Origin of the sequence: Oceanisphaera submarina (genome assembly GCF_046521305.1) — a bacterium.
Lineage (GTDB): Bacteria > Pseudomonadota > Gammaproteobacteria > Enterobacterales > Aeromonadaceae > Oceanimonas > Oceanimonas submarina.
In genome coordinates this window covers 53,069-76,422 of the sequence record NZ_JBKGFN010000003.1, presented here as the reverse complement: position 1 = coordinate 76,422, position 23,354 = coordinate 53,069, and the positions used below count along the sequence as shown (strand labels likewise).

The following is a 23,354-nucleotide window of genomic DNA, read 5'->3' as shown; positions in this document are numbered from 1 at the left end:
GATCGGAAACAGGTTCTAACAACCGCCCTTGATTAGGAAGGGGTTGAGAAAGCTGTCAGGCAGAAATCCGTTCCAGCCGCTGACGGATCTCTGCCATCTTGGCATTCATCACCAACTCGAACTGCTCCAGATTGCGGATAATCGCCACCTTGGGACCCTCTGCAGACGGGCTTTCACCCAGCAGACGGCTCAGTTCGCTCACCGCCTTGTTAATCGCCAATCCGCCGTCATGGTGCGAGAAACGAAACTTCAGGCTGGCCGGCCGACAGGAATCGGCATCCTGGTTGAAGTAAACCTTGAGCTCGTCATGGGCAGCCCCATTACGCACGGTGAAACGCTCAATCTCATGGCCGTGCCGAATGCCCATGGCGGTTAAGATTGGAAACTCGGACATATGACTACCCCGTCTGCTGCTGATTCTGAACACCGCGACTGAATTAACAACGCAGTAACAAGAGAGCAAGCTAACCTTCACATTTGTGGACGCCTAGGACCAACCGGCCGCCATCGATAAGACCAGCCGACTGGCTCCAACAAGGCCGAGTCGCTGGCCCTAACCCCGGCTGACCGGGCATTCTACATTGCCGGTCAACGCTTAGCCGAAGCCCTACAGGAGTTCTCATGTCAGAGAAGACAGAGCTGAATATCTCATTGAGCAGCGATACCGCCCGTCTGTTTGCCGAATACGAAGCCTTTACTCGCGTCTCGCCGGAAGTATATGTGCAGCAGCTGATCGAAAAGACAATGCCGACCCTGGAAGCTATGGTGGGTGCCTTGCATGATGCCAATGGAGATGAAGAGGCAGTGATGGAGTTGTTCGGCAAGAAGATGGCGGAATCCATGCTTAAACAGCAACAGACGCTGGCATCCTGAACCGGATAAAGGGAATGAAAAGGGCGGCTCATGGCCGCCCTTTCTGCTTTATTTCAGTGCGTTAATCTGCCGGCGCAGCTCGTCCAGCTTGTCTTTCATCACCCGTTCCATATGCTCCAGATCGGCCAGCAACTGCTGTTTGGTATCCTGCACCGATGCCTTGTCGCCAGCCGGTACGTCGGCGGGTTGCAGCAAGGCTGTCAATTCCACCAGCGCCTGGCGCAATATCGGGCTGGTGTCTTCCAGCTGATGCCACTCTGCGGTTTTCTGAAACTCGACCGGTACCTTGGTCTTGGGTCGGGCGAAGGTGAACTTCTTGCTGCGCGATAAAAAAGAGCCGCTCGGCCTGTGATAATAGACCTTGAGCACATCGGCCCGGGCCTCGCGGCGCAGGCTGTAACGGCTGATGTTATCGAAGGAGGTGATCCCCATCTGTTCCAAGGTCGGGTATTGTGCTGTCATTCGGTTTGTCCCAAAAGGTGATGCAACTAAAACATGCCGTCACCAGGAAAGCGGTAACAGCGTATCGAGGGCATCCAAGCCGTGACAATCTATGAAGACAGGGCCATTCCTGGCGAGCGCACTAGGCGATAATGGCGCAAGTATAAACGAGCCCGGCCGGAAGCGGCAGGGCCAGATACCGGGTGTAGCTGGAGCCAGGCCGTCAGATCGAGACGAGCAGCGTCTTCAGATGACAGAAGGCCTTGATGTTGAATCGTCCTTCCGAGGCCGGATGGCATCCGGACGGATAGCCCTTGCCCTGATAAGGATCCATATTCACCAGACAGTGACCGAACGGCAGCCGCCGCGCCAGCTGCTCTCCCTGCGCCAGCTCCCGGGTCCAGATGCTGACGGTGCCGTCGGGCCCCAGTTCCTGACAGAGACCGGAGATCGCCTCCAGACTCGGTACCCGGATAACACAAGCCAAAGGGCCGCTCAGCTGCCGGCGGAATACTTCCATTTCCGGCTGTACCCGATCCAGCAGGGAGGCGGGATAATACCATCCCTCGCCTGCGGGCAGCTCGCAGCCTGCGACGGCCAGAGCGCCGTCGGCCAGCGCCGCCTGCACCTGCAGATGCAATTCATCCCGCTGCAAGCGGGTGGCCAGCGGGCCCAGGGTCGACGCCCCTTGCTCCGGATCACCGGGTTGCAGTTCACTCAGCCGGGCCGACAGCCGGGCTACAAAGTCATCGGCAATGCCCGGCGTCACCATGAATCCCCGCGCTGCATGACCCAGCTGACCGGCATTGCGAAAGCGGGAACGCAGGGCCGCCTCCACCGCCAGTTCCAGATCCGCATCGTCCAGGATGACATGCAGTTCGGTTTCATCCAGCTCCAGCACTATCGGCTTCAACTGCCGTCCGGCCAGCGCCGCCACCCGGCGGGCATCTTCCCGATTGCCGCTGAACGCCAGGGCCTTCACCCGGACGTCGGCAATCAGGGTAGCTACCTGCGGCTTGTCGATCGGCAGGTTGAACACCAGGCCGTCGGGCGCGCCGGCCTCGGCCAGCAGCGATGCTATTTCACGGGCGCACAACGGCAGGTTCTCGGCCAGTTTCAGCAACACGGCGTTACCGGCCATCAGGGTCGGCGCCAGCATGCGAAAGACCTGCCACAGGGGAAAACGCCAGGACGTCAGCAACAACACTGTGCCCATGGGCTCAAAAGTGGTCATGCTGCGTGCCAGCGGCAGCATGGCCTGACCATGGGCGGCAAAATAGGTGCATTCCCGGGCACAACGGTCTACCTCGGCCAGGGCTTCGGTCACCAGCTTGCCCATCTCTCGCGTCATGGTCAGCGCCAGCCGCTCCCGGTTGGCCGACAGCAAGGATGCCAGCCGGTTCAGCAAGCCGCTGCGCTCGGCGAAGGCACAGTGCCGCCACTCCCGGGCAGCCAGGGCGTTCTGCTGCACCCGCCGTTCGAGCTCGGCGGCAGACAGCGTATCCACGCGCTCCACCTCGGCCCCGGAAGCGGGATGATAGGAAATAAATGTCGTCATACGGGTTTCGGCCTCCTGCCGTCTGAACCCCGGCCTCGGCGAGGGATGACGCCAGCGGTGATATACTAGGAAGATGCCCCTGGCGCCACCACCGCGAGCCCATGGTAAAAATCACTATTGCCGTGACGTTATCCGGGTGCAAACGGCGCTACAATGGCCAGTTATCCTCTACCGATAGAGCCAAACAACCATGGATCTGCGCATGGGTCCCAGCATGGACCCTCGTCGTCTGACCGACGGGGCCGGGCCACGCCACAACAGAAGGGAGATCTCGCATGGCAAACCAAGCCCTGGGCAAACCGGGTATCTGGGCCCGGCTGCTGCCGTTCCTGCAATGGGCGCCGCTGGTAAATGGCGTCAGTTTGCGCGCCGACGCACAGGCCGGACTGACCAACGCCGTTATCGTTCTTCCTCAGGGCGTCGCCTATGCCCTGATTGCCGGCCTGCCGCCGGAATACGGACTCTATGCCGCCATCATACCGGCCATTATCGCCGCCCTGTTCGGCTCTTCCTGGCATCTGATCTCCGGCCCCACCGCCGCCATGTCCATAGTGGTGTTCACCTCGGTCAGCCCGCTGGCGGAGCCGGGGTCGGCCGAATTCATCGCCCTGGCACTGACCCTGACGCTGATGAAGGGGGTCTTTCAGCTGGTGATGGCCGCGGCCCGGCTGGGGGTACTGGTCAACTTCGTGTCCCATTCGGTGGTGATCGGCTTTACCGCCGGTGCCGCCGTGGTCATCGTCGTCAGTCAGCTACAAAACCTGCTGGGGCTGTCGTTGCACACCAAGGGCACTTTTACCGACAATGGCTGGCAGGTGCTCAGCCATTTGTCTGCGGCCGATCCCTACAGCCTGTCGGTGGGCTTGCTGACCCTGGTCAGCTGCATTCTGATCAAAAAACTCCTGCCGCGCTGGCCCAATATGCTGATGGCGCTGGCACTGGCCAGCGGCCTGGCCTTTATTCTCGACCCCGGGCAGCAGCATATCGCCATGGTGGGTGCCATTCCCGCCAGCCTGCCCCCCCTGAGCATGCCCGATCTGAGTTTCGGCAATATCAGCGCCCTGTCTTCCGGCGCCCTGGCCATCAGCCTGCTCGGGCTGGTAGAAGCCTCCTCCATCTCCCGCGCCATCGCCAGCCGCTCCCACCAGCGACTGGATGACAATCAGGAGTTTATCGGTCAGGGCCTGTCCAATATGGTCGGCGCCTTCTTCTCCTGCTATGCCTCTTCCGGCTCCTTTACCCGCACCGGCGTCAACTACACCTCCGGGGCCCGCACCCCGATGGCGGCGGTGTTTGCCTCCTGCTTTCTGCTGGTGATACTACTGCTGTTTTCCGACATTACCGCCTGGCTGCCCATTCCCGCCATGGCCGGCCTGCTGCTGGTGGTGGCCTGGAACCTGATCGACTTCCATCACATCAAACTGATCGTCCGCGCGGCCAAGTCCGAAACCACGGTGCTGATTGTCACCTTTGCCGCCACCTTGCTGGTGGCGCTGGAATTTGCCATTTACGCGGGGGTGATATTGTCGCTGGTGTTTTACCTGAAACGCACTTCGACCCCTCGCATCGTCTCCATCTTGCCGGATCCGGATGCCCGACATCCCTTCTTCATCAGTGCCGAAAACAAACGTCTGCCCTATTGCCCTCAACTGCGCATCATCCGCATAGAGGGATCCCTGTTCTTCGGCGCCGTGAACCATGTGCAGGAGTACCTGCAGAACATCCGCGAGCCCCGGTTGCTGATCGTCGGCAACGGCATGAATTTCGTGGATATCGTCGGGGCCGAAATGCTGCTGCAGGAATCGGCGCGACGGCGGGCCGCCGGCGGTGATCTCTATCTGAGTAATCTCAAGGAAGGGGTGCTGCGTATTCTCAAACGCAATAATCTGATCGAACGGCTGGGTGAGGATCATATCTTCGTCAACAAGGGACGGGCCATTCACCGCATCTACGCACAACTGGATCCGGCGGTCTGCAAGACCTGTACCGCCAGGATCTTCCAGGAATGTCATATAGCCCCGCCCGGCGAAAAGCCGCTCGACGACACCATCATCATGCAGCAGAAAGCCTGAATACCGTCGTCGGCTCTGCTGCCGGCGACTCACTGGCCACATCCTCCCGAGTCAACTGGCCCCTGCCCGGGCCCGAGCCTGCAGATACACTGTTAACACTTTGTTTACCCGTGTCGCCGTAGCAACCGAGGGCAGAACCATGACCAGTCTTATTCACGACCATCCGAGCCGGCTTGTTTCGGTACGCGAGCTGTTCAATATCGACTCCGATTTCAAGGTGCCGGTGTTCGAGCATAAAGACGAACACGTGCCCGATATCGATCCCGCCTATTGTTTCAATCCCGATGTCACCATGGCCATTCTGGCCGGCTTTACCCGCAACCGGCGGGTGCTTATTCAGGGTCTGCATGGCACCGGCAAGTCCACCCATATCGAACAGGTGGCCGCCCGGCTGAACTGGCCCTGTGTGCGGGTCAATCTGGACGGCCATATCAGCCGGCTGGATCTGGTGGGCAAGGACACCATAGTGCTGAAGGATGGCAAGCAGATCACCGAGTTTCAGGAAGGCATAGTGCCCTGGGCCCTGCGCCGGCCGGTGGCGCTGATCTTCGACGAGTTCGATGCCGGCCGTCCGGACGTGATGTTCGTGATCCAGCGGATCCTGGAGCAGGACGGCAAGTTTACCCTGCTCGATCAGAACCAGGTGATCACCCCGCACTCCCACTTCCGGCTGTTTGCCACCGCCAATACCGTGGGTCTGGGCAACGTCAGTGGCCTGTATCACGGTACCCAGCAGGTCAACCAGGCACAGATGGACCGCTGGAACATAGTGGCCAGCCTGGACTATCTGCCGCGGGAAGACGAAATCAGCATAGTGCAGGGCAAGGTGCCCCGTTATGCGGACGAGCGCGGTTACCAGCTGATCAGCACCATGGTGGCGGTAGCCGAGCTGACCCGTTCCGGCTTTGCCGCCGGCGACCTCTCTACCCTAATGTCGCCGCGCACCCTGATTTCCTGGGCCGAAAATACCGAGATCTTCGGCGACCCGGCGCTGGCATTCAGGCTGTCGTTTCTCAACAAGTGTGACGAGGCTGAACGCCCCCTGGTGGCCGAGTATTACCAGCGCTGTTTCGATCAAGAGTTGGAAGAATCCCGGTCACTCAAGCTGGCACTGATGTAACGCCTCCCTTCAGATAAGCTGCTATCACGCTGATGGGCCAGAAACGGGGTTTCGACAGGCAGAGCCGCTGCATTCGGGCCCCTTTCCGGCTTTATACGCCAGCTGCCGGGTATAAAAGGAAGCCCCAATATGACCACGCCCCCCACCACTCCGGGCCAGGACCAGGCCCAGCAAGAACGCCGGCAGCAACGACTCGAAGAGCTGAGTGCCGCCCTGATCCGCGCCCTGTCGGCCCGGCAGGATCTGCGTTATCGCGGCCATCGGCTCGAATGTCAGGGCCGCCCCTATCCGCTGCGCGCGCCCCATCTGCATCCGCAACAGGGACTGGACGATCTGGGCTCCTTTCGTGGCGTCGCCGATGCCATCGCCCTGCGCCTGCGTCACAACGATGCCGAGCTGCACCAACAATGGCTACCGGTGCCGCCCATCGCCCGCCTGGTGTTCGAATTGCTGGAGCAGCTCAGGGTCGAGTCTCTGGTCGAATCCTGGCACCCGGGCAGCAAACACAATCTGCATCACCGATTTGAAGCCTGGTGCAACCAGTTTCAGGCCTCGGGCCAGACCGAAACCCATATAGGGCTCTTGCTGTTCACCCTGGCCCAGATGAGCTGGGTTCAGCTGGGCGGCGGGCCACTGGAAGAAACCACCGAGATGATGATTGAGTCGACCCGCATGTTTCTGCTGCGGGAAATAGGCACCGCCTTCGGCCTGATCCGACGCCACCGCCACGATCAGGCCGCCTTCGCCGAGCAGGCACTGTCCATCGCCCTGTGTATGCACGAGCTGATCGGCGACCTCGATCGGCAGCAAGGCGCCGATGGCAAGCAGGAAGAAGCGCTCAGCGAAGATACCAAGCGGGCATTCGGCCTACTGCTGGATCTGGAAGGCGGCGATGAAGCCGGTCTGGCTCTGGCCGAACAAAGCCATCATCACCGCCTGCGTCAGGCCGCCGAGGCGTTGAACTATCAGGTGTACGACGGCGGTTTCGACCGGGAATGGTCCGTCCACCAACGGGTGCGTCCCGAACTGCTGGCCCGCCTGCGCGATGGACTGGATAACCGCATCCGTGAGCAGGGGCTGAACCTGAATGTACTGACCAAGAAACTGCGCCGCCTGCTGGCCCGTCCACAACGCCAGGGCTGGCGCTTCGGCGAAGAGGAAGGGCAACTCGACGGCCGCCGGCTGCCAACCCTGGTCACCTCGGTGGCCGACCGCCGGGTGTTCAAACAAGAGCAGCAAGAACCGAAAGGCGATGCGGTGGTGACCTTTCTCATCGACAACTCCGGCTCCATGCATCCCCATATCGAAAGCATCAGCATGCTGGTAGACACCCTAACCCGGGCACTGGAACGAGTCGGCGCCAGGGTAGAAATTCTGGGCTTTACTACGGGTCACTGGAACGGTGGTCAACCGCTGCGACGCTGGCAACAAAACGGCCGTCCCGCCAATCCGGGCCGACTGAACGAACGCTGCCATCTGATCTACAAGGACGCCGATACGCCCTGGCGACGGGCCCGCCGCAATATCGCGGCCCTGCTCAAGGCCGACTTGTTCCGCGAAGGGCTGGATGGCGAGGCCTTGCTGTGGGCGGAGCAACGGCTGCTGGCACAGCCGGCTCGGGATCGGCTGCTACTGGTGATCTCCGACGGTTGCCCGATGGACTCCGCCACCCGCCAGTGCAACGAACAGGACATTCTCGATCTGCATCTGCGCCAGGTCAGTGGCCGGCTGGAACGGGAGGGCCGGCTGGCCCTCTGTGCCCTGGGCGTGGGGCTGGATCTGAGCGATTACTACCGGCATAACCAATTGCTGGATCTGAACCGGTCGCTGGACAACAAGGTATTCGATGAAGTGCTGGCATTAATGACCAAGGCCCTGGAAAATAAATAACCTAAAAGTAACATTTATTTTACAATGCAATATCGTAACATGCTGAATATAAACAAGTTTAGTACTGGCCCCAGTCTGTAAACACAAGTGGCCCTAACTATTTAAGGGGTCAAATTCGAGTATTGAAGATGGGTATAACATCCTGGCACGGCAGAAAATCAGCAACCCTGTCGGCCGGGAGAGAACAGAGCCAGTCGTAGGCGAATGAAGCAAAAGGCTTCACTCTCCTGGCATCACGGAAGGTCAACGCTCAGCCATCGGTGGCAGAGCATCAGCAACTGGAGCAAGAAGCCATGATATTCAAGCAACGCTTTGTAAAACCCCTCTCGGTCGCATTGTGTCTCACAGCAGCGGCAGTCGCGAGTTCACTGGCTCATGCCGACACCTTCAGGGTGGCCGTCGGTGACGGCGCGGGCAGTGCGCAACATGCGCTGGGATTGAAGTTCGCAGAAGCATTCCACGAAAAGACCGGCGGCAAGCACGATACCAAGCTGTTTCTCAACGGCCAGCTCGGCGATGAGCAGGCGACGATCAACGACGCTTCCATGGGCCTGCTCGATTTCTCTATTCTGGCCATCAACAACGTCACTCCCTTTTCTCCTACCGTCGGCGTACTGACACTGCCTTACATGATGCAGAGCCTGGATGACGCCGTGGCCCTGACCCAGGGTGAGGTCGGTAAACAACTGATCGAAAATACCATTCGTGACGCGGGCGTGCGCATTGTCGGCTGGACCTATACCGGCTTCCGAGTACTGACCAATTCCAAACATCCGGTGCAGAAGCTGGAGGATCTTCAGGATCTGAAGATTCGCGTGCCTCAGAACGAAATCATGATCGATACCTATCGCGCCTGGGGTATCAACCCAACGCCGATGGCCTGGTCAGAAACCTTTACCGGCCTGCAGCTGGGCGTGGTCGATGGTCAGGACAACCCTTATCTCACCGTTTCTTCCATGAAGTTTGATGAGGTACAGAAGTACATCACCGATATTCGCTACCTGTTCTCCATCGAGCCGTTAGTCGTCTCCGAAGCCGTGTTTCAGTCTCAGCCGGCCGACGTACAACAGGCCATTCAGGAAGCCGGCCATGCCGCCACCGTCCACAGCGCCAAATGGCTGGTGGAGCAGGAAGACAAGATCAAGGCCGAGCTGGCCGCCGGTGGTATGGAAATCACCGAACCGGCCAATGGCGAAAAAGAGTGGATGGAAAAAGCAATCAACCAGGTCTGGCCCAAGTACTATGACCAGCTGGGCGGCAAAGAGAAGCTGAATGAAATCCTGACTTCCCTGGGACGCGACACCATCTAAACCGTTGCTGCAACCGGAGTGCACCCCTGCAAGGGTGCACTTTTTCAGGGAGAAACCGCCATGACCATCGGCAAACTGATATTCAAGATTATCGACAACATCGAAAACGTGATTTGCAGGACGCTGCTCGCTTCCTTCGTCATTCTGCTCTTCATCCAGATCATATCGCGCCAGGTATTCGATCATTCCCTGTCCTGGAGCGAAGAGCTTTCGACCTACATGTTTGTGTGGTTCGTTTATTTCGGCGCCAGCTACGCCACCAAGCTTGCCGCCCACAACAGGGTCACCTTTCAGTTCAAGTTCTTTCCGCCCATCGTCGCCGTGGTTTCCGAGGCCATCGCGGATCTGATCTGGGTTTGTTTCAACGGCTATTTTGTCTTTTTAAGCCATGACTTCGTGTTCAACAAGATGAATCTGTTCTGGAAGTCCCAGACCCTGGGTGTTCCGATGAAATATGTGTACATGATACTGCCCATCGCCTTCGCACTGATGACCATTCGCATACTGCAGGTCAACTATTACAAGCTGATCAAGGGTATCGATATCCGGGATCCCGAATCACTGGAAGTCGAGAAGCTGATCGAATCCTCCTCTTCCACAAAAACAACCGCGTTAAGGCAGGAGCATACCCATGGTTGAATCATCCGTCGTCATGATCCTGTTCGGGAGCTTTCTGCTGTTACTGTTGCTCGGCGCCCCTATCAGTGTGTCTTTGGGGGTAGCCGCGCTCGCGTCTTTCCTTTACCTGGACGAGAACCCCATCAAGTTCGTGCAGATCGCCTTTACCTCGGTCGGCTCTTTTCCCCTGATGGCCCTGCCCGCCTTTATTCTGGCCGGTGCCCTGATGGAAGCGGCGGGCATATCGAAGCGGCTGGTGGATTTGGCCGAAAGTTTTGCCGGCCCCTTTACCGGCGGCATGTCGGCCGCCACCGTCATGGCCTGCATGTTCTTCGGCGCCATTTCCGGTTCCGGCCCGGCCACCACCGCCGCCGTGGGTATGCTGATGATACCGGCCATGATAGACCGCGGTTACGGCAAGGGATATGCCTCGGCCGTGACCGCCTCGTCCGGTGGTCTCGGCGTGGTGATACCCCCTTCCATTCCCATGGTGATTTTCGGCATTTCCGCCATGGGCATGATGGCGCCTCCCGAGGCCATTGCCCAATACGGCCAGTTTCAGTCGGTTTCCATCCCCAAGCTGTTTATTGCCGGTGTGCTGCCGGGCATGGTGCTGGCCGGCGGCCTGCTGATCATGAACTATTTTCTGTGCCGCAAGCATGGTTACAAGGGCACGACCGAAGGTTGGTCGGCCGGAGTGACCCGCACCGCGCTGCGTAAGGGCTTCTGGTCGGTACTGGCGCCGGTGGTGATTCTGGGTGGCATCTACAGCGGCCTGTTCACCCCCACCGAGTCGGCCATCGTCGCCATTTTCTATACCCTGGTTATCGGTTTCTTCGTACACAGGGAGCTGAAAATCAAGGACGTGATGCGATCGCTGGAAACCACTACCTGGCTGACCGGGCGGGTACTGCTGATCCTGTTTACCGCCACCGTGTTCGGTCGCCTGCTGGTCGAGAACCAGATCCCGGCCATCGTCGCCGCCTCCATGCTGGAGATGACCACCAACCTGTATCTGATCTGGGCGCTGATCATCTTCTTCCTGCTGTTTGTCGGCATGTTCATGGAAACCCTGGCCGCCATCATGATACTGACCCCGGTATTGTTGCCGGTGGCCTATAACCTGGGCATAGATCCGGTTCACTTCGGCATAGTGGTGGTGTGCTGCCTGTCCATCGGCTTCCAGACCCCGCCGCTGGGCGAAAACCTGTTTATCGCCTCCGGGGTGTCCGGAACGTCCATCGAGGAAATATCGGTGCGCGCCCTGCCCTTCGCCATCACCTCGGTGCTGGCCGTGTTCATCATCGCCTACATACCGCAAATCACCTTGTTCTTGCCCGGACTGCTGGGATATTAGCGACGGGTTCACTATGATAGACAGGGTCGGCCACCGTCGGCCCCGTCCTTGTATTAACGATGAGGAATATGCTCATGTTGCCGGAAGTAAACAAGATCCTCTACTGTACCGACCTGTCAAAGAACGCCTCTTACGCTTTCAAATACGCCGTTTATCTGGCCAGACAAACCGGTGCCGAGATCCATATTCTGAAGGTGGTCGAGGAGCTGTCCAGCGATGAACGGCTGACGCTGCAGTCCTATATCCTCAACCAGAGCAGCCGTGAAGAGTTTTTATATCAGCGCCTCAATCATGCCCGGGACCAGCTGCAACAGCGCCTGGACCATTTTTGGGAGGTGATAGCGCCGGAAGAACAGGCCATGCGCAGCAAAATCATCGGCTGCGAAGTGGTGGAAGGCTATCCCACCCAGACCATCCTCAAACGCTCGAAGGAGCTGGACTGCGATCTGATCGTCATGGGCGCCCACGAGAAGGGCTGGTTCCATACCCTGCTCGGCAGCGTGGCCAAGAACGTGCTGCGCGAGTCTCGTATTCCCACCCTGATAGTGCCCCGTCCTGAAAAAACGACCGCGACCAAACAGGCGACACAAAAGCACTGATCCCCGGCCTTTATCGCCGGTAATCAACCGAAAAAGACGAGACCGGAGTCTCGTCTTTTTTCATTTCAGTGATGTGATTCCGACGACCGGAATGAAGTGCACCATCGGACTTGCCAGCTTCTCCCGACAAAAAAGGCCCCACAAGGGGGCCAGGGCACAACTAACGCTTAAGACTCAGGATTGTGCGGAAACGGCATTTTCACCGGCGGGTCGGGCAATCGGTTTCATCAGCAGATAATAACCCACCACACTCACCACCAGGCCAACGAAGAACGCCAGATCGATGAAAACAAGGCTACAGGCGAAAGACAGACCATAGACCAGGAAGGCGCGCAGATTGTAGTTATTCTGGTAAACGAAGGGTCCCCTGGGATTATAAAAGTCGTCCACATTCAGCTGACCACGGCGCAGCAGGTAGAAGTCGGCCAGCATGATACCCGCGACCGGCCCCAGCAACCCGGAAGTAATGACGCTGAACCACAACAGGTTATCGGCAAACACCCAAGGCATCATCAGCAGGCCGATGGCACCGGAGATGGCCACACCCTGTCCAAAGTTCAGTCGGGGGAAGACGTTCATCAGGATAAGAGCGGACGGCATCAGGTTGGCTGCAGTGTTGGTGGACCACTGGGCAAAGGCGATGGTGATCATGCTCAGGATCAGCACTATGGGCGAACTCATGGAGTTCAAGACGATCTCGATAGGATCCCAGGTGCCGGTGAGGATGCCGCCGATCATACCCACCATCAAGATACCGGAACCAATCACGATAAGGCCGGAGATCTGGGCGAAAAAGGGCTTGCGGTTACGGATAAAGAAATTCTTGCTGCTGTGATCGCGAGAGCGTTCGAGCTTGCGGGTCATGTCCGGGCTGTTCAGGCCCATGGTGATCCAGATACCGGCGATGGCCATCACCGCGAACCAGAAAGAACCGTTATCCAGCGAAGGGGCTGCCAGTACGTCACCTATGGTGGCGTTGTTGGTCTGCAGCAGCCAGAAGGTGACCAGGCCGATCAGTATCGTCAGCGCCGGAATGGCGACCCAGTCAAACTTGGCCATGGCTTTCATGCCGTAGATCGCATTAATCACCTGCAGCACCCCGAAAATAAGGATGAGGATGGTGGTGTTGCTATAACCAATCCACATTTCCAGTACCTTGCCGATGGCCACGGCCGCCACCCAGGTCTGAAAACCAAACCAGAAACAGGCAGGAATGGCGCGGAAGGCCGCCGGTATCTTGGCCCCCTGGTAGCCGAAGCAACCACGGATATAAACGGTGAAGGGAATACCGTAGCGGATACCGATATCACCGGCCAGGATCAGGATGGTAGTCACAATGGTGTAGGCGGCCAGAATGGCACCGATGATGGTCCAGGGCGACAAGCCCGGATACAGCTGGGCACCCATGGTAAAGGCCCCCATGTTAATGGTCATGCCCGCCCAGAGCATGGTGAAATCCCAGATATTGATGTCCCTGTCTTTGTCCGTGGACGGCATAAGCTCGGGGTTATTCATTTCATGTACAGCCATAAGAACGCTCTCTGTTTACTGCTGTGATAAGAATGTTGCTAAAATCGACCTTAATGTAAATGATAAAGCCGAGTTTAGATTAACAAGTTAACATTATTATTGTTAACAATGCATTGGTAAATTTGTTTACACACTGTTGTGTGATCTTGATCATGATTTTTTGCATAAATGGGTGCTAACTGAAGACAAAAAAAGACGAGACCGGAGTCTCGTCTTTTTTCATGGCAGGAATGCTTGTTCCGGTGACTGCTAGTGCCTGGTCCGAGGCATCAACAGATAATAGAAGCACCCACCCAGCCCGGCACCAAGCAACCAGCCATAACCGTTGAGGTTACTCAGTGCCGGCACCAGTACCGTCGAGATGGAAAATACCGCCGCCATGGCAAAAGCCAACAGCGCCCGGCTATTCCAGCCCTTGTCGTAGTAATAAGCGCCCCCGGGATCCGCCGAGAACAGCTGCTCCATATTGAGCTCCTGGCGCTTGATCAGATAGTAATCGACCACGATGATGCCGTAAAAAGGCGCCACCACCGAGCCCAAGGCGTTAACAAAGCCGGGAATCCCGATCTGGCTGATCACCGATACCCACAAGGCGCCGACAAAAAAGGCCACGATAGCGGTCAGCAGACCGCCGATACGGAAGCTGATCACCTTGGGGAACAGGTTGGCCAGATCGTAGGCGGGCGGAATGAAGTTCGCCACCAGGTTGATGCCCACGGTGGCCGCAAAGAAGGTCAACGCCGCAATAATGGTCAGCGGCAGCGAGTCGACCCGCTCAACGATATCGGCCGGATTGGTCAGCGCATCACCGAACAACACCAGGGTACCGGCGGTAATGATCAGCGCAATAAAGGAAAAGAAGGCCACGTTCAGGGGCAAGCCCACCAGGTTGCCGATTTTCATTTCCCGTTCACTGCGTACGAAGCGGGTGAAGTCGCCGAAGTTGATCACCACGGCGGCAAAATAGGCCACCATGGTACCTACGATGGCGGTAAAGGCGGCAATATCGCCTCCCTCGTAGCTGGCACCACCGCTGAAGATGGTGCCGACCGCCGGGAGCAGTTCATCACCGGCCTCGAACCAGACGATGGCCATCAACACCAGCATCACCACATACACCAGCGGGCCGGCCAGGTTGAGGAATACCTTGATCTTGTCGATGCCCTGCCAGAACAGGGCAATCTGGAACACCCATACAACCACGAAAGCCAGCCAGGCGGTACCGGACATGCCAAGATAGGTTTCACCGCTGCCGGGCCCCCACAGGGCAGTCAGCATCAGAGTAACGGCGGTCGAGGCGAAGTAGGTCTGCACCCCGTACCAGAAGATACCGATAATGGCCCGCAACAGGGCCGGGAAGTTGGCGCCGCGTACTCCCATGCTGGCGCGGATCATCACCGGGAAAGGAATACCGTATTTTACGCTGGGCCTGCCGGTCAGGTTGACCAGCACCATGACGATACAGCCGGCCAGGATGATGGCCGCCATGACCGCCCAGCCATTCAGGCCGTAAGACAGGAACAACGAGGCTGCCAGGGTATAGCCGAACAGGCTCTGAATATCGTTTGACCAGACATTGAAGATTTCGAACCAGCCCCAGGATCTGTCTTTATGCTTGATCGGGGCAAGATCCTCGTTATACAGCGAGGGATCTATGTGTTTTATCTCAAGTTTGGAATCATCCATAACGTAGGCTCCCTGAATGGGTACATGGCCGATTGGCTATCATTCAGTATAAGCACGGCATGGAAGTTATCGCATAGTTAAGGGAGACGGTTAGCGGGGCAAGGCCGGAAGGCGGATAGTGACAACATGGCGGATCCGCAGTGGGATCCGCCGGCAGTCATACTCAGGACCAGTCGACCCTATCCTGGTCTTCGGACCTGTATTGCACCCGGCCCAGAGGCACATGATCGTTGATCGCCTCGCGGATCTGCGCCTCTTCCTCGGCGCTGAAGCCACCACACAACTCGATCACCTCGATGCGCCGGGTCAGCATTTCCTGGGCGGCCATGACCGCCTCTTCCAGGGTCTGCACACCGGACACGGCGATATCGAACAACTCACTCTTGATACGGCTATGGTGCTTGAACAGCTCCAGATCCGCGCCTTTCACAATAAAACCATAACGACTGAGCGACATGAGCAACTCCTTTAACGAAAGCGGAATTCAGGATACCAGAGCCGGAGCCGACAACGACCGATGAGCGCAATACAGCGATGCCAGGGCGCAGGACGCCAGGCGGGCCTCCGGCGGATCGGCACGAGACGTCAGTATGATCGGCACCCGGGCACCCAGCACCAAACCGGCGGCGGTGGCGCCCATAAAATACACCATCTGCTTGAACAGGAAGTTGCCCGACTCCAGGTTGGGCACCAGCAGAATATCCACCTGCCCGGGTACCTTGCCCGTGATGCCCTTGATGGCTGCGGCCTCGGGTGATACCGCATTATCGAACGCCAGCGGACCTTCCACCACGGCGCCGGGCAGCGCGCCCATGGCCGCCAGTTTGACCAACTCGGCCGCATCCTGGCTGGACGGCATGCTCTTGCTCACTTCCTCGGTACCCGACAGCAAGGCCACCTTGGGTTCCCCGTTACCCAGGGCATGCATGAATTCGATGGCATTGCGGGCGATATGCAGCTTGTCGAGCACCGAGGGCTGCACGTTGATCACCGCATCCGTGATGCACAGCGCCTTGTCGCTGCCGGGCACCGTCATGTAGAACACATGACTCAGGCGGCTGTCGGTGCGCAGACCCGCCGACTTGTTGAGTACCGCCCGCAGCAGAATATCGGTATGCACGTGCCCCTTCATGATGGAATGCGCATCGCCCTGGCTGACCAGCGCCACCCCCAGCCTGGCCGCGTCGGTTTCGTCGTCGGCCTGCACCAGACGAACCTGATCAAGCGCCCACCCCATGGCCTCGGCCTGACGGCGCATGGTCTCGATATCACCCACCAGTATCGGCTCGATCAACCCCTGCTCGCTGGCCATGCGGGCGCTGGCCAGCGAGACCTCGTTGACCGGGTTAATCACCACTGTGGTGACCCTGGGGTGCTGACGGGCCTGATCCAGCAACCGGGCCGGACATTCCTTGGGCGTGGTACTGAGCATGATTCCATTCCTTCCTGACAGACAGAAAACAACCGGAGGCCACTGGGGCAATGGCATCGGGTTAACTCCCGTGATTCACCTCTTAGTGGCGACGATGCGGTAAGAGGGTGAGAGAAAAAGGGCTGGCTCGGCCAACCCTTTGTATTGCTGATCACGTTGCGGTACGGGTCAATGACGGTGCCGATGAATGAATTTCAGCCGGCACTATCAACAGTCGCTATCAGCAGTAGTCCTTGTACTTCTCCAGATGACGTACCGGCTTGGACAGGGCGTCACGGCGGAAGGGGTCGCCCAGTTCGCGGGTACACAGGATTTCGATAACGGTGGTCTTGCCTTCCTTCTGGGCGGCACAGGCGGCCTTCAGTGCCGGGCCTACGTCTTCCAGACGGTCAACGGTGACACCTTCGGCACCCATGGAGCGCGCGATTGAGGCAAAGCTCGGGTTTTCCAGATCCCCGGCCACGAAGCGACGGTTGTAGAAGTCGACCTGGTTCTTCTTCTCGGCGCCCCACTGACGGTTGTGGAACACGATGGAAGTGACCGGAATGTTCTCACGCACACAGGTCATGATTTCCATCATCGACATGCCCCAGGCGCCGTCACCGGCGTAGGAGATGGCGGTACGTTCGGGCGCGGCCACCTTGGCACCGATAATGGTAGGCAGGGCGTAGCCACAGTTGCCGAAACTCATGGCGGCGAAGAAAGAACGCGGCTTCTCGAAGCGCAGGTAGCTGTTGGCCACCGAGTTGATGTTGCCGATGTCGGTGGACACCATGGCGTCTTCCGGCATGGCTTTTTCCAGCTCGCGCAGTACCTGACGCGGGTGCAGAAAGCTGCCTTCTTCTTCGGCCTGCTCGGCGATCATGTCCAGCGAGTAGTCGTCCTTTTCGTGGATCCACTCGTCCAGTTCCTGCTCCCAGGCCGCTTTTTCGGCGGCAATTTCGCTGGCACGGGCGCCTTTGGTTTCCAGGCAGTACACGTTCATCTCTTCCAGACGCTTGAGCATGGACACGGCGGCGGCCTTGGCATCGCCACAGACACCGACGGAAATCTTCTTCACCAGACCCAGCATCTTGGCATCGCAGTCAACCTGGATGATCTTGGCGTCTTTCGGCCAGTAATCCATGCCGTGCTGCGGCAAGGTGCCGAAGGGACCGAGGCGGGTACCCAGCGCCAGCACCACGTCGGCACGGGAAATCAGTTTCATGCCGGCCTTGGAGCCCTGGTAACCCAGGGGGCCACACCACAGCGGGTGGCTGGCCGGGAAGGAGTCGTTGTGCAGGTAGCTGTTCACGACCGGCGCACCCAGAAACTCGGCCAGCGCCTTGCATTGTTCAACCGCGTCGGCCATGACCACACCGCCACCGGAGATGATCACCGGATTCTTGGCGTTGGCCAGTAGCTCGGCCGCTTCCTGCAGGCTCTGCTCACCACCGGCGCCGCGCTCGATACGAATGGGCTGAGGGATCTCGACGTTGATGTCGCCGTAAAAGAAATCACGCGGAATGTTCAGCTGGGTCGGACCGTTTTCCAGCATGGCGCGGTCGAAGCAGCGAGCCGTGATTTCGGCCATACGGGCCGGGTTGGCCACATGGCCCTGATACTTGGTAATGGTTTCGAAGAAAGGCAGCTGCTGGGCTTCCTGAAAACCACCCAGGCCCTGGCTCATGGAGCCGGTTTCCGGGGTGATACACACCACGGGGCTGTGCGCCCAGTAGGCGGCGGCGATGGCGGTCACGAAGTTGGTGATACCGGGGCCGTTCTGGGCGATACAGACCCCGTGACGACCACTGACACGAGAATAGCCGTCGGCCATGTGGCCCGCACCCTGCTCGTGAACCGTTGGGATCAGTCGGATACCGGCCGGCGCGAAAATATCCATGGCATCCATAAAGGCAGAGCCCATGATGCCAAAAGCATCGGTTACACCATTAGCCGCCAGTGTTTCAACCAGGGCTTCACTAGGAGTCATACGTGGCATAGCTGTCTTCCTTTTGCTGTGTCCTGTCGGTGACGGTAGGTACCGCCACCCCGGAGTGTTCAATCCAATGTTCGGTTTAAGCAGGTTTACGTTCGTTATTGTTAATTCGGGGCGAATCGCAACGAGTGGTGCCATCTTGGTCGTCCCCCGGGCTTCCCCTCCCGGTCGAACCGACTCAAGCAAATAACGCCTGGTGGCCTGGGTGCGATTCACTGAGGACTAGAGTAGGAACTGGGGGTATCACTGAGTAGGACCAGTTACGTAACAAGCGTTACGCCAGAAAATAAACACCTTTAAATCAAATGCTTGAATGCAAAAAAGGCGCCTGTCGACGCCTTTCTTTTAACATTTATAAAACATTTCATCGGGAACGAATCGATCGCCCCCCGGCAAAGGACAATCAGACCATGTCTTCAATCAACTCCACCAGCGCCTTGATACCCGGTCGTATCTTGTGGGCCGGGATCGAAGAATAACCGAGACGAAAATAATTCAGCGGCGCCGGCTGTTCCAGAAAATGAATGTCGCCGGGCTCGATCAGTATGCCTCTGTCGGCCGCCTCCTTGCGCAACAGACGGCTGTCCAGCCCTTCCGGGCCCTGCACCCAGTAACAGGAACCGCCGAAGCTGGGCTGACGGCTGGACGAAGGCAGGTATTCGTTCAACGCCTCCCCCATCTCCTGCCAGCGCTCCTCGTAGGCCTTGGCAATATTCATGATCAGCGCATCGTGATAGCCCCGTTCCAGAAACAGCGCCACAGAACGCTGATTGTTGGCCGCCGGATGGCGCAATATCAGCCGGCGCAAGGCCCGGGCTTCACGGATAAGCTCGGCGGGTCCCACCAGATAACCCAGCCTCAACCCCGGCGCCAGCGTCTTCGACAGGCTGCCGACGTACAGTACCCGATCATTGGTATCCAGGCTTTTCAGCGCCGGTATCGGATTGGACTTGAAGTTACTCTCGCACTCGTAGTCATCTTCGATGATCAGAAAGTCCTGCTCGGAGGCCTTTTCCAGCAGGGCGTAGCGTCGATCCAGTGGCATGGTCACCGTGGTCGGACACTGGTGGCTGGGGGTGGTAAACACCGCATCGCAGCCGTGCAGCCCGTCGTCGACGATCAGCCCCTGTTCATCCACCGGCAGGCCGCGTACCCGGGCCGGATTCATGGTAGCGATATTGCGAATATCCACATAACCCGGCTCTTCGATGCCGATGGTGCTGTCTTTATCCAGCAGCAACCGGGCCAGCATGTACAGGGCCTGCTGGGCGCCGACCGTCACCAGTATCTGGTCCGCCGAAGCCCAAACTCCACGCCTTGGTAGCAAACGCGTGCGGATCTGCTCGATCAACAGCGGATCATCCGCATCGAAACGATCGGAGGCCCAGTCGCGGATCGCCGGCACGCTGACTGCGTCCCGACAACACTCACGCCAGTTATTGTTGGGAAACAGGCTGGTATCGAACTGGCCGTAGATAAAGGGATAGGGGTATTTCTGCCAGTCTTTGGGCTTGGTGATGTTGTGCTGGTGGCTGGGGATGATTTTGAGTTTGTGTGCCCAGTCCGGCGGAGACCCCTCCTCTTTTCCGCTGCTCGGCTGCGGCAGTTCCAACTGGCGAGAAAGAATATCCGGATTAACGAAATAACCACTGCGCTCCTTGGCCAGCAGATAGCCGTCGTCCAGCAGATGTTCATAGGCCAGCACCACCGTATTGCGGGCAATACTCAGCTGTTTGGCCAGCTTGCGGCTGGAAGGCAAGGGGCTGTCCTGGGGAATATTGCCGTTGATGATGGCGGCGGCAATCTGCTCGCGCAACTGCTGCTGCAGACTGGTGGTTTTTTCCGTGGAGAAATGAAACAGCGGGAACATGAAGCGACTTACCTGTCTACGAGTGATAAAACAGACGCAAAAATGCCGGAGCCATAATGCATCATTCGATTACACCTTTGTAACTTAATGAACGCAAAAGTAAAGCTCCGGCATCACAGGCTGTTATCTTGGTTTACAAATGCTCGTCTCGCAGCTGGTACCAGTGATACAGCATCCGCTGCCCCATCCGGCGGAAGGGAGAAAACAGGTGTCCCGGTAACGACGTATTGTAAATCGGCAGTTCGAAACCTTCCTTGATGCCGGCGACGCGTTGGGCCATGCGCCGACCGGCGTGGGCCGAGAACATGACGCCATTACCGCCATACCCCAGGGCATAGAATACCTGCTCCTTCTCGTCTGGCTGGGCGATACGCGGCATCATGTCATGACTCACATCGACCCAGCCCCACCAGGAGTAATCCACCTTGATGCCGTTGAGCGCAGGAAATTTGCGGTGCATACCGTCGATCAGCAATTGCAGATGCTTGGGATTGGGTGCATCGCTGCCGGTGATGGAGCTGCGGCTGCCAATCTGCAAGCGGTTATCCGGCAACTTGCGATAGTAATGACGCAAAGTGCGGGTATCGGTGATTACCTCGTTGGTCTGAAAATTACAGGCGGTAATTTCCTGATCCGTCATCGGCCGGGTCACCAGCGAGTTGGACAGTATCGGCATTATCTTGCTGCGCAGACTCTGATGCAGCCCCTGAGAGGTGTAACCGCCGGTCGCCACTGCCACGGCCCGGGCACGCACTATACCACCCGGCGTCTGCAGATAATGAATGCCGTTTTTGGTTTCCCAGCCGGTCACCGGGCTGGACGGATGTATGGTCGCCCCCAGCTCCCGTGCCATGCGGTGATAACCATGGGCCAGTTTGAGCGGGTGTACACCGATACCGTCAGGCTCGTGCATGGCACCCACCGCCTCGGCCTCGTCCACATAGTTTCGGCTCAGTGTGGCCTTGTCGAGCATCTCGGTCTGGTAACCGAACTGCTCCCGCAGCACCTTGGCTTCGGCTTCCAGCTTGCGCATCGCCTTGTCCCGGTGGGCGATGTACAGGTGGCCGCCATCCTGGGGATTACAGTCGATATTGCCTTCCTTGATCAGCCCCTTGAAGGTATCGAAACCTTCGCGCACCTCTTCGTGCATCTTGCGGGCAGTATCCAGCCCCCAACGCTGTATCCACTGGGAACGGCTCAATCGGCCCGAGGCATTCTGGGCCTGACCACCGTTGCGGCTGGTACAGCCCCAACTGACCTGGTTGGCTTCCAGCACCGTCGCCTTGATACCATGCTCCTTGGCCAAAAAAACGGCACAGGTCAGGCCGGTAAAGCCGCTGCCGATGATGGCCACGTCCACATCCACATCCTGGCTGATGGGGCCGTCATCTTCCGGCGACTCACCGGCAGTCGCCACCCAGTAGGTAGGCGCATATTGCTGGCCACGCCCCGGCGTGGCCGCCACCAGCGGATCGTAGGTAGGATCATAGCTGTCCAGCACCTTCTTGGGCTGAGCCGGCTGGCGGAGATCCGCCTGGGTTTTGTTGGCAATATCCATATTCGTATTCCCCGGATGAAAAGTTGAAACCCTGGTGATTTACTTGGGATCCAGCAGGGGCCGGTCTTTACGGAAGGCTTGCTTCAACACCAGCTTGCCGTCTTTCAGGGTGAAGATATCGACGCCGTCGGCTTCGATACGCTTGCCATCCGAGCAAGTGGCGCAGAAGGTCCACTGAGACACGCCCTTGTCGCCGACGGCAAAGTGGCTGGTGTTCTGCCAGCTGACATCGGGATAGGTGGTCCACACCTTGACGAAGGCAGCGGCCACGGCGGCGGCGCCATTGAAACGGGTGCCGTACGCTTCGGTACCGGCCGCCCCTTCGAACACAACATCTTCGCTCATGCAGGCCATGACGCCCTCGATATCGTGACGATTGAAGGCGGCAAACAGTTGCTCAAGCAAGGCGACGTTTTTCTGATTTTCTGCTGACATGACATTCTCCCTTGGCAGCCCCATTTGGGCTGTGCGATGACCATAAACTCAACAGTTGTTACTGTTGTTTACATGTTCACAACATTAGGAGGAAGGCGGTCATGCCGGTAGCGCCAGTTGGCTGCCGTGGCTTGGACCACGTGATGGCCGGTGTCCGGGCACGACAAAAGCGCCACTGCAGAGCAGCAGATTCAGTGGAAAACAAAATAACCGGGAGGAAAGAACAGAAGTAGCGGAGCCCGATACGGCCCCGCATTCAGGGGAGATTAACGACTACGACCGGGCTTTTTTTTCACCACACCGGAAAACACCACATGCAGATCGGTAGAGGCGGACTCGTTGTCCAGGTTCAGCTTGCCTTCGATATGGTCCAGGTGTTGGGCCATCATGTCGACGGCCTTCGCCGGGTCACCGGATTCGATGGCCAGCAGCAGCGCTTCGTGTTCGTTGAAGGAACAGTGCGCCTGATGACCCACCTCGTACTGGGCGATAATCAGCGAAGTTTGTGACACCACGCTGCGCTGAAAGTTGAGCAGCGGCGTGTTGTTGGCCATATGAGCCAACTCCAGATGAAATTCACCCGACAGCCGAATACCCTTGCCCCGGTCACCACGGGCGAAGGCGTCCTGCTCTTCCTGCACCATGGTGCGGATACGCTGCAGACTCTCGCGCGTGGTATTCTTCACCGCCAGCTCTATCACTGCCAGCTCTACCACTCGGCGGGCGGCGAAAATCTGCCGGGCTTCTTCCACGCTAGGGGCCGCGACCACGGCACCACGATTGGGTCTGATGCTAACTACCTGTTCGTGTGACAGGCGCAACAGGGCGCGGCGAATAATGGTCCGGCTGACGCCGAAGATTTCGCCCAGGGCTTCTTCGCTCAGCTTGGTGCCTGGCGCCAGCCGCTGTTCGAGAATGGCATCGAAGATATGTTCGTAAACAATATCATCCTGAGTATTTGAGCTCGACTTGACGGGTCTTGGCTCCAGTTGACTGAGTGAACTCATGCTGTGGGTTTCCAGTTACG

General features: G+C 58.3%; 20 protein-coding genes. 8 read left to right on the top strand and 12 right to left on the bottom strand.

Going from position 1 to position 23,354, the window contains the following annotated elements:
* Positions 1-55 precede the first annotated feature (55 nt).
* Positions 56-394: a DUF3461 family protein gene (locus tag ACLEIV_RS04455; RefSeq protein ID WP_410455458.1), complete on the bottom strand. Its 339-nt coding sequence runs from the start codon at positions 392-394 to the stop codon at positions 56-58.
* Between the two features lie 227 nt (positions 395-621).
* Here ACLEIV_RS04455 and ACLEIV_RS04450 point away from each other — a divergent pair, with 227 nt between their 5' ends.
* Positions 622-873 (top strand): hypothetical protein, encoded by a 252-nt coding sequence (locus ACLEIV_RS04450; protein WP_410455457.1) that lies wholly within the window; start codon positions 622-624, stop codon positions 871-873.
* A gap of 48 nt (positions 874-921) precedes the next feature.
* Here ACLEIV_RS04450 and ACLEIV_RS04445 read toward each other — a convergent pair whose 3' ends face one another.
* Positions 922-1,335 carry a DUF3461 family protein gene (locus ACLEIV_RS04445; RefSeq protein WP_410455456.1) on the bottom strand — a complete coding sequence of 138 codons (414 nt, stop codon included), beginning with the start codon at positions 1,333-1,335 and terminating at the stop codon, positions 922-924.
* Positions 1,336-1,537: 202 nt separating this feature from the next.
* On the bottom strand, positions 1,538-2,872 hold the full coding sequence (locus tag ACLEIV_RS04440; RefSeq protein ID WP_410455455.1) for an aldehyde dehydrogenase family protein: 1,335 nt from the start codon (positions 2,870-2,872) through the stop codon (positions 1,538-1,540).
* A 275-nt stretch (positions 2,873-3,147) separates the two neighbouring features.
* Here ACLEIV_RS04440 and ACLEIV_RS04435 point away from each other — a divergent pair, with 275 nt between their 5' ends.
* From ACLEIV_RS04435 to ACLEIV_RS04405, 7 genes are all read left to right on the top strand, one after another.
* A complete protein-coding gene (locus ACLEIV_RS04435; RefSeq protein WP_410455454.1) occupies positions 3,148-4,944 on the top strand; it encodes a SulP family inorganic anion transporter in 1,797 nt (598 codons plus the stop codon).
* 139 nt (positions 4,945-5,083) lie between these two features.
* The gene (locus tag ACLEIV_RS04430; RefSeq protein ID WP_410455453.1) at positions 5,084-6,064 is read left to right on the top strand and encodes an AAA family ATPase; all 981 of its coding nucleotides are present in this window, start codon (positions 5,084-5,086) and stop codon (positions 6,062-6,064) included.
* 129 nt (positions 6,065-6,193) lie between these two features.
* The gene (locus tag ACLEIV_RS04425) at positions 6,194-7,954 is read left to right on the top strand and encodes a cobaltochelatase CobT-related protein (protein WP_410455452.1); all 1,761 of its coding nucleotides are present in this window, start codon (positions 6,194-6,196) and stop codon (positions 7,952-7,954) included.
* A 293-nt stretch (positions 7,955-8,247) separates the two neighbouring features.
* Entirely contained in the window at positions 8,248-9,264 is a 1,017-nt protein-coding gene (locus tag ACLEIV_RS04420) for a TRAP transporter substrate-binding protein (RefSeq protein ID WP_410455451.1), read from the top strand.
* 60 nt (positions 9,265-9,324) lie between these two features.
* Positions 9,325-9,903 carry a TRAP transporter small permease gene (locus ACLEIV_RS04415; protein ID WP_410455450.1) on the top strand — a complete coding sequence of 193 codons (579 nt, stop codon included), beginning with the start codon at positions 9,325-9,327 and terminating at the stop codon, positions 9,901-9,903.
* A complete protein-coding gene (locus ACLEIV_RS04410; protein ID WP_410455449.1) occupies positions 9,896-11,239 on the top strand; it encodes a TRAP transporter large permease in 1,344 nt (447 codons plus the stop codon). The genes ACLEIV_RS04415 and ACLEIV_RS04410 overlap by 8 nt, the downstream gene beginning before the upstream one ends.
* A gap of 74 nt (positions 11,240-11,313) precedes the next feature.
* Positions 11,314-11,838 (top strand): universal stress protein, encoded by a 525-nt coding sequence (locus ACLEIV_RS04405; protein WP_410455448.1) that lies wholly within the window; start codon positions 11,314-11,316, stop codon positions 11,836-11,838.
* A 174-nt stretch (positions 11,839-12,012) separates the two neighbouring features.
* Here ACLEIV_RS04405 and ACLEIV_RS04400 read toward each other — a convergent pair whose 3' ends face one another.
* From ACLEIV_RS04400 to ACLEIV_RS04360, 9 genes are all read right to left on the bottom strand, one after another.
* Entirely contained in the window at positions 12,013-13,368 is a 1,356-nt protein-coding gene (locus ACLEIV_RS04400; protein WP_410455447.1) for a cytosine permease, read from the bottom strand.
* A 249-nt stretch (positions 13,369-13,617) separates the two neighbouring features.
* Positions 13,618-15,054, bottom strand: coding sequence for an NCS1 family nucleobase:cation symporter-1 (locus tag ACLEIV_RS04395; RefSeq protein ID WP_410455446.1), 1,437 nt, complete (start codon positions 15,052-15,054; stop codon positions 13,618-13,620).
* Positions 15,055-15,217: 163 nt separating this feature from the next.
* Positions 15,218-15,511: a DUF6506 family protein gene (locus ACLEIV_RS04390; RefSeq protein ID WP_410455445.1), complete on the bottom strand. Its 294-nt coding sequence runs from the start codon at positions 15,509-15,511 to the stop codon at positions 15,218-15,220.
* A gap of 27 nt (positions 15,512-15,538) precedes the next feature.
* On the bottom strand, positions 15,539-16,486 hold the full coding sequence (locus ACLEIV_RS04385; protein ID WP_410455444.1) for a bifunctional enoyl-CoA hydratase/phosphate acetyltransferase: 948 nt from the start codon (positions 16,484-16,486) through the stop codon (positions 15,539-15,541).
* Between the two features lie 220 nt (positions 16,487-16,706).
* Positions 16,707-18,467 (bottom strand): sulfoacetaldehyde acetyltransferase, encoded by a 1,761-nt coding sequence (gene xsc, locus ACLEIV_RS04380; RefSeq protein WP_410455443.1) that lies wholly within the window; start codon positions 18,465-18,467, stop codon positions 16,707-16,709.
* Positions 18,468-18,867: 400 nt separating this feature from the next.
* Positions 18,868-20,334: a MocR-like pyridoxine biosynthesis transcription factor PdxR gene (gene pdxR / locus ACLEIV_RS04375; RefSeq protein ID WP_410455442.1), complete on the bottom strand. Its 1,467-nt coding sequence runs from the start codon at positions 20,332-20,334 to the stop codon at positions 18,868-18,870.
* Positions 20,335-20,467: 133 nt separating this feature from the next.
* A complete protein-coding gene (locus ACLEIV_RS04370) occupies positions 20,468-21,892 on the bottom strand; it encodes an FAD-dependent oxidoreductase (RefSeq protein WP_410455441.1) in 1,425 nt (474 codons plus the stop codon).
* A gap of 39 nt (positions 21,893-21,931) precedes the next feature.
* A complete protein-coding gene (locus ACLEIV_RS04365; protein WP_410455440.1) occupies positions 21,932-22,327 on the bottom strand; it encodes a nuclear transport factor 2 family protein in 396 nt (131 codons plus the stop codon).
* Positions 22,328-22,593: 266 nt separating this feature from the next.
* Complete coding sequence (locus ACLEIV_RS04360; protein WP_410455439.1) at positions 22,594-23,334, bottom strand: GntR family transcriptional regulator; 741 nt, start codon at positions 23,332-23,334, stop codon at positions 22,594-22,596.
* Positions 23,335-23,354 lie beyond the last annotated feature (20 nt).

Bases quoted from the DNA above. Each gene is read 5' to 3' on its own strand.
- ACLEIV_RS04450 (WP_410455457.1), top strand. From the start codon at position 622: ATGTCAGAGAAGACAGAGCTGAATATCTCATTGAGCAGCGATACCGCC.
- ACLEIV_RS04390 (WP_410455445.1), bottom strand. From the start codon at position 15,511: ATGTCGCTCAGTCGTTATGGTTTTATTGTGAAAGGCGCGGATCTGGAG.
- ACLEIV_RS04395 (WP_410455446.1), bottom strand. From the start codon at position 15,054: ATGGATGATTCCAAACTTGAGATAAAACACATAGATCCCTCGCTGTAT.
- xsc (WP_410455443.1), bottom strand. From the start codon at position 18,467: ATGCCACGTATGACTCCTAGTGAAGCCCTGGTTGAAACACTGGCGGCT.
- ACLEIV_RS04440 (WP_410455455.1), bottom strand. From the start codon at position 2,872: ATGACGACATTTATTTCCTATCATCCCGCTTCCGGGGCCGAGGTGGAG.
- ACLEIV_RS04405 (WP_410455448.1), top strand. From the start codon at position 11,314: ATGTTGCCGGAAGTAAACAAGATCCTCTACTGTACCGACCTGTCAAAG.
- ACLEIV_RS04425 (WP_410455452.1), top strand. From the start codon at position 6,194: ATGACCACGCCCCCCACCACTCCGGGCCAGGACCAGGCCCAGCAAGAA.
- ACLEIV_RS04415 (WP_410455450.1), top strand. From the start codon at position 9,325: ATGACCATCGGCAAACTGATATTCAAGATTATCGACAACATCGAAAAC.
- ACLEIV_RS04455 (WP_410455458.1), bottom strand. From the start codon at position 394: ATGTCCGAGTTTCCAATCTTAACCGCCATGGGCATTCGGCACGGCCAT.
- ACLEIV_RS04420 (WP_410455451.1), top strand. From the start codon at position 8,248: ATGATATTCAAGCAACGCTTTGTAAAACCCCTCTCGGTCGCATTGTGT.
- ACLEIV_RS04360 (WP_410455439.1), bottom strand. From the start codon at position 23,334: ATGAGTTCACTCAGTCAACTGGAGCCAAGACCCGTCAAGTCGAGCTCA.
- ACLEIV_RS04385 (WP_410455444.1), bottom strand. From the start codon at position 16,486: ATGCTCAGTACCACGCCCAAGGAATGTCCGGCCCGGTTGCTGGATCAG.
- ACLEIV_RS04445 (WP_410455456.1), bottom strand. From the start codon at position 1,335: ATGACAGCACAATACCCGACCTTGGAACAGATGGGGATCACCTCCTTC.
- ACLEIV_RS04400 (WP_410455447.1), bottom strand. From the start codon at position 13,368: ATGGCTGTACATGAAATGAATAACCCCGAGCTTATGCCGTCCACGGAC.
- ACLEIV_RS04410 (WP_410455449.1), top strand. From the start codon at position 9,896: ATGGTTGAATCATCCGTCGTCATGATCCTGTTCGGGAGCTTTCTGCTG.
- pdxR (WP_410455442.1), bottom strand. From the start codon at position 20,334: ATGTTCCCGCTGTTTCATTTCTCCACGGAAAAAACCACCAGTCTGCAG.
- ACLEIV_RS04430 (WP_410455453.1), top strand. From the start codon at position 5,084: ATGACCAGTCTTATTCACGACCATCCGAGCCGGCTTGTTTCGGTACGC.
- ACLEIV_RS04365 (WP_410455440.1), bottom strand. From the start codon at position 22,327: ATGTCAGCAGAAAATCAGAAAAACGTCGCCTTGCTTGAGCAACTGTTT.
- ACLEIV_RS04435 (WP_410455454.1), top strand. From the start codon at position 3,148: ATGGCAAACCAAGCCCTGGGCAAACCGGGTATCTGGGCCCGGCTGCTG.
- ACLEIV_RS04370 (WP_410455441.1), bottom strand. From the start codon at position 21,892: ATGGATATTGCCAACAAAACCCAGGCGGATCTCCGCCAGCCGGCTCAG.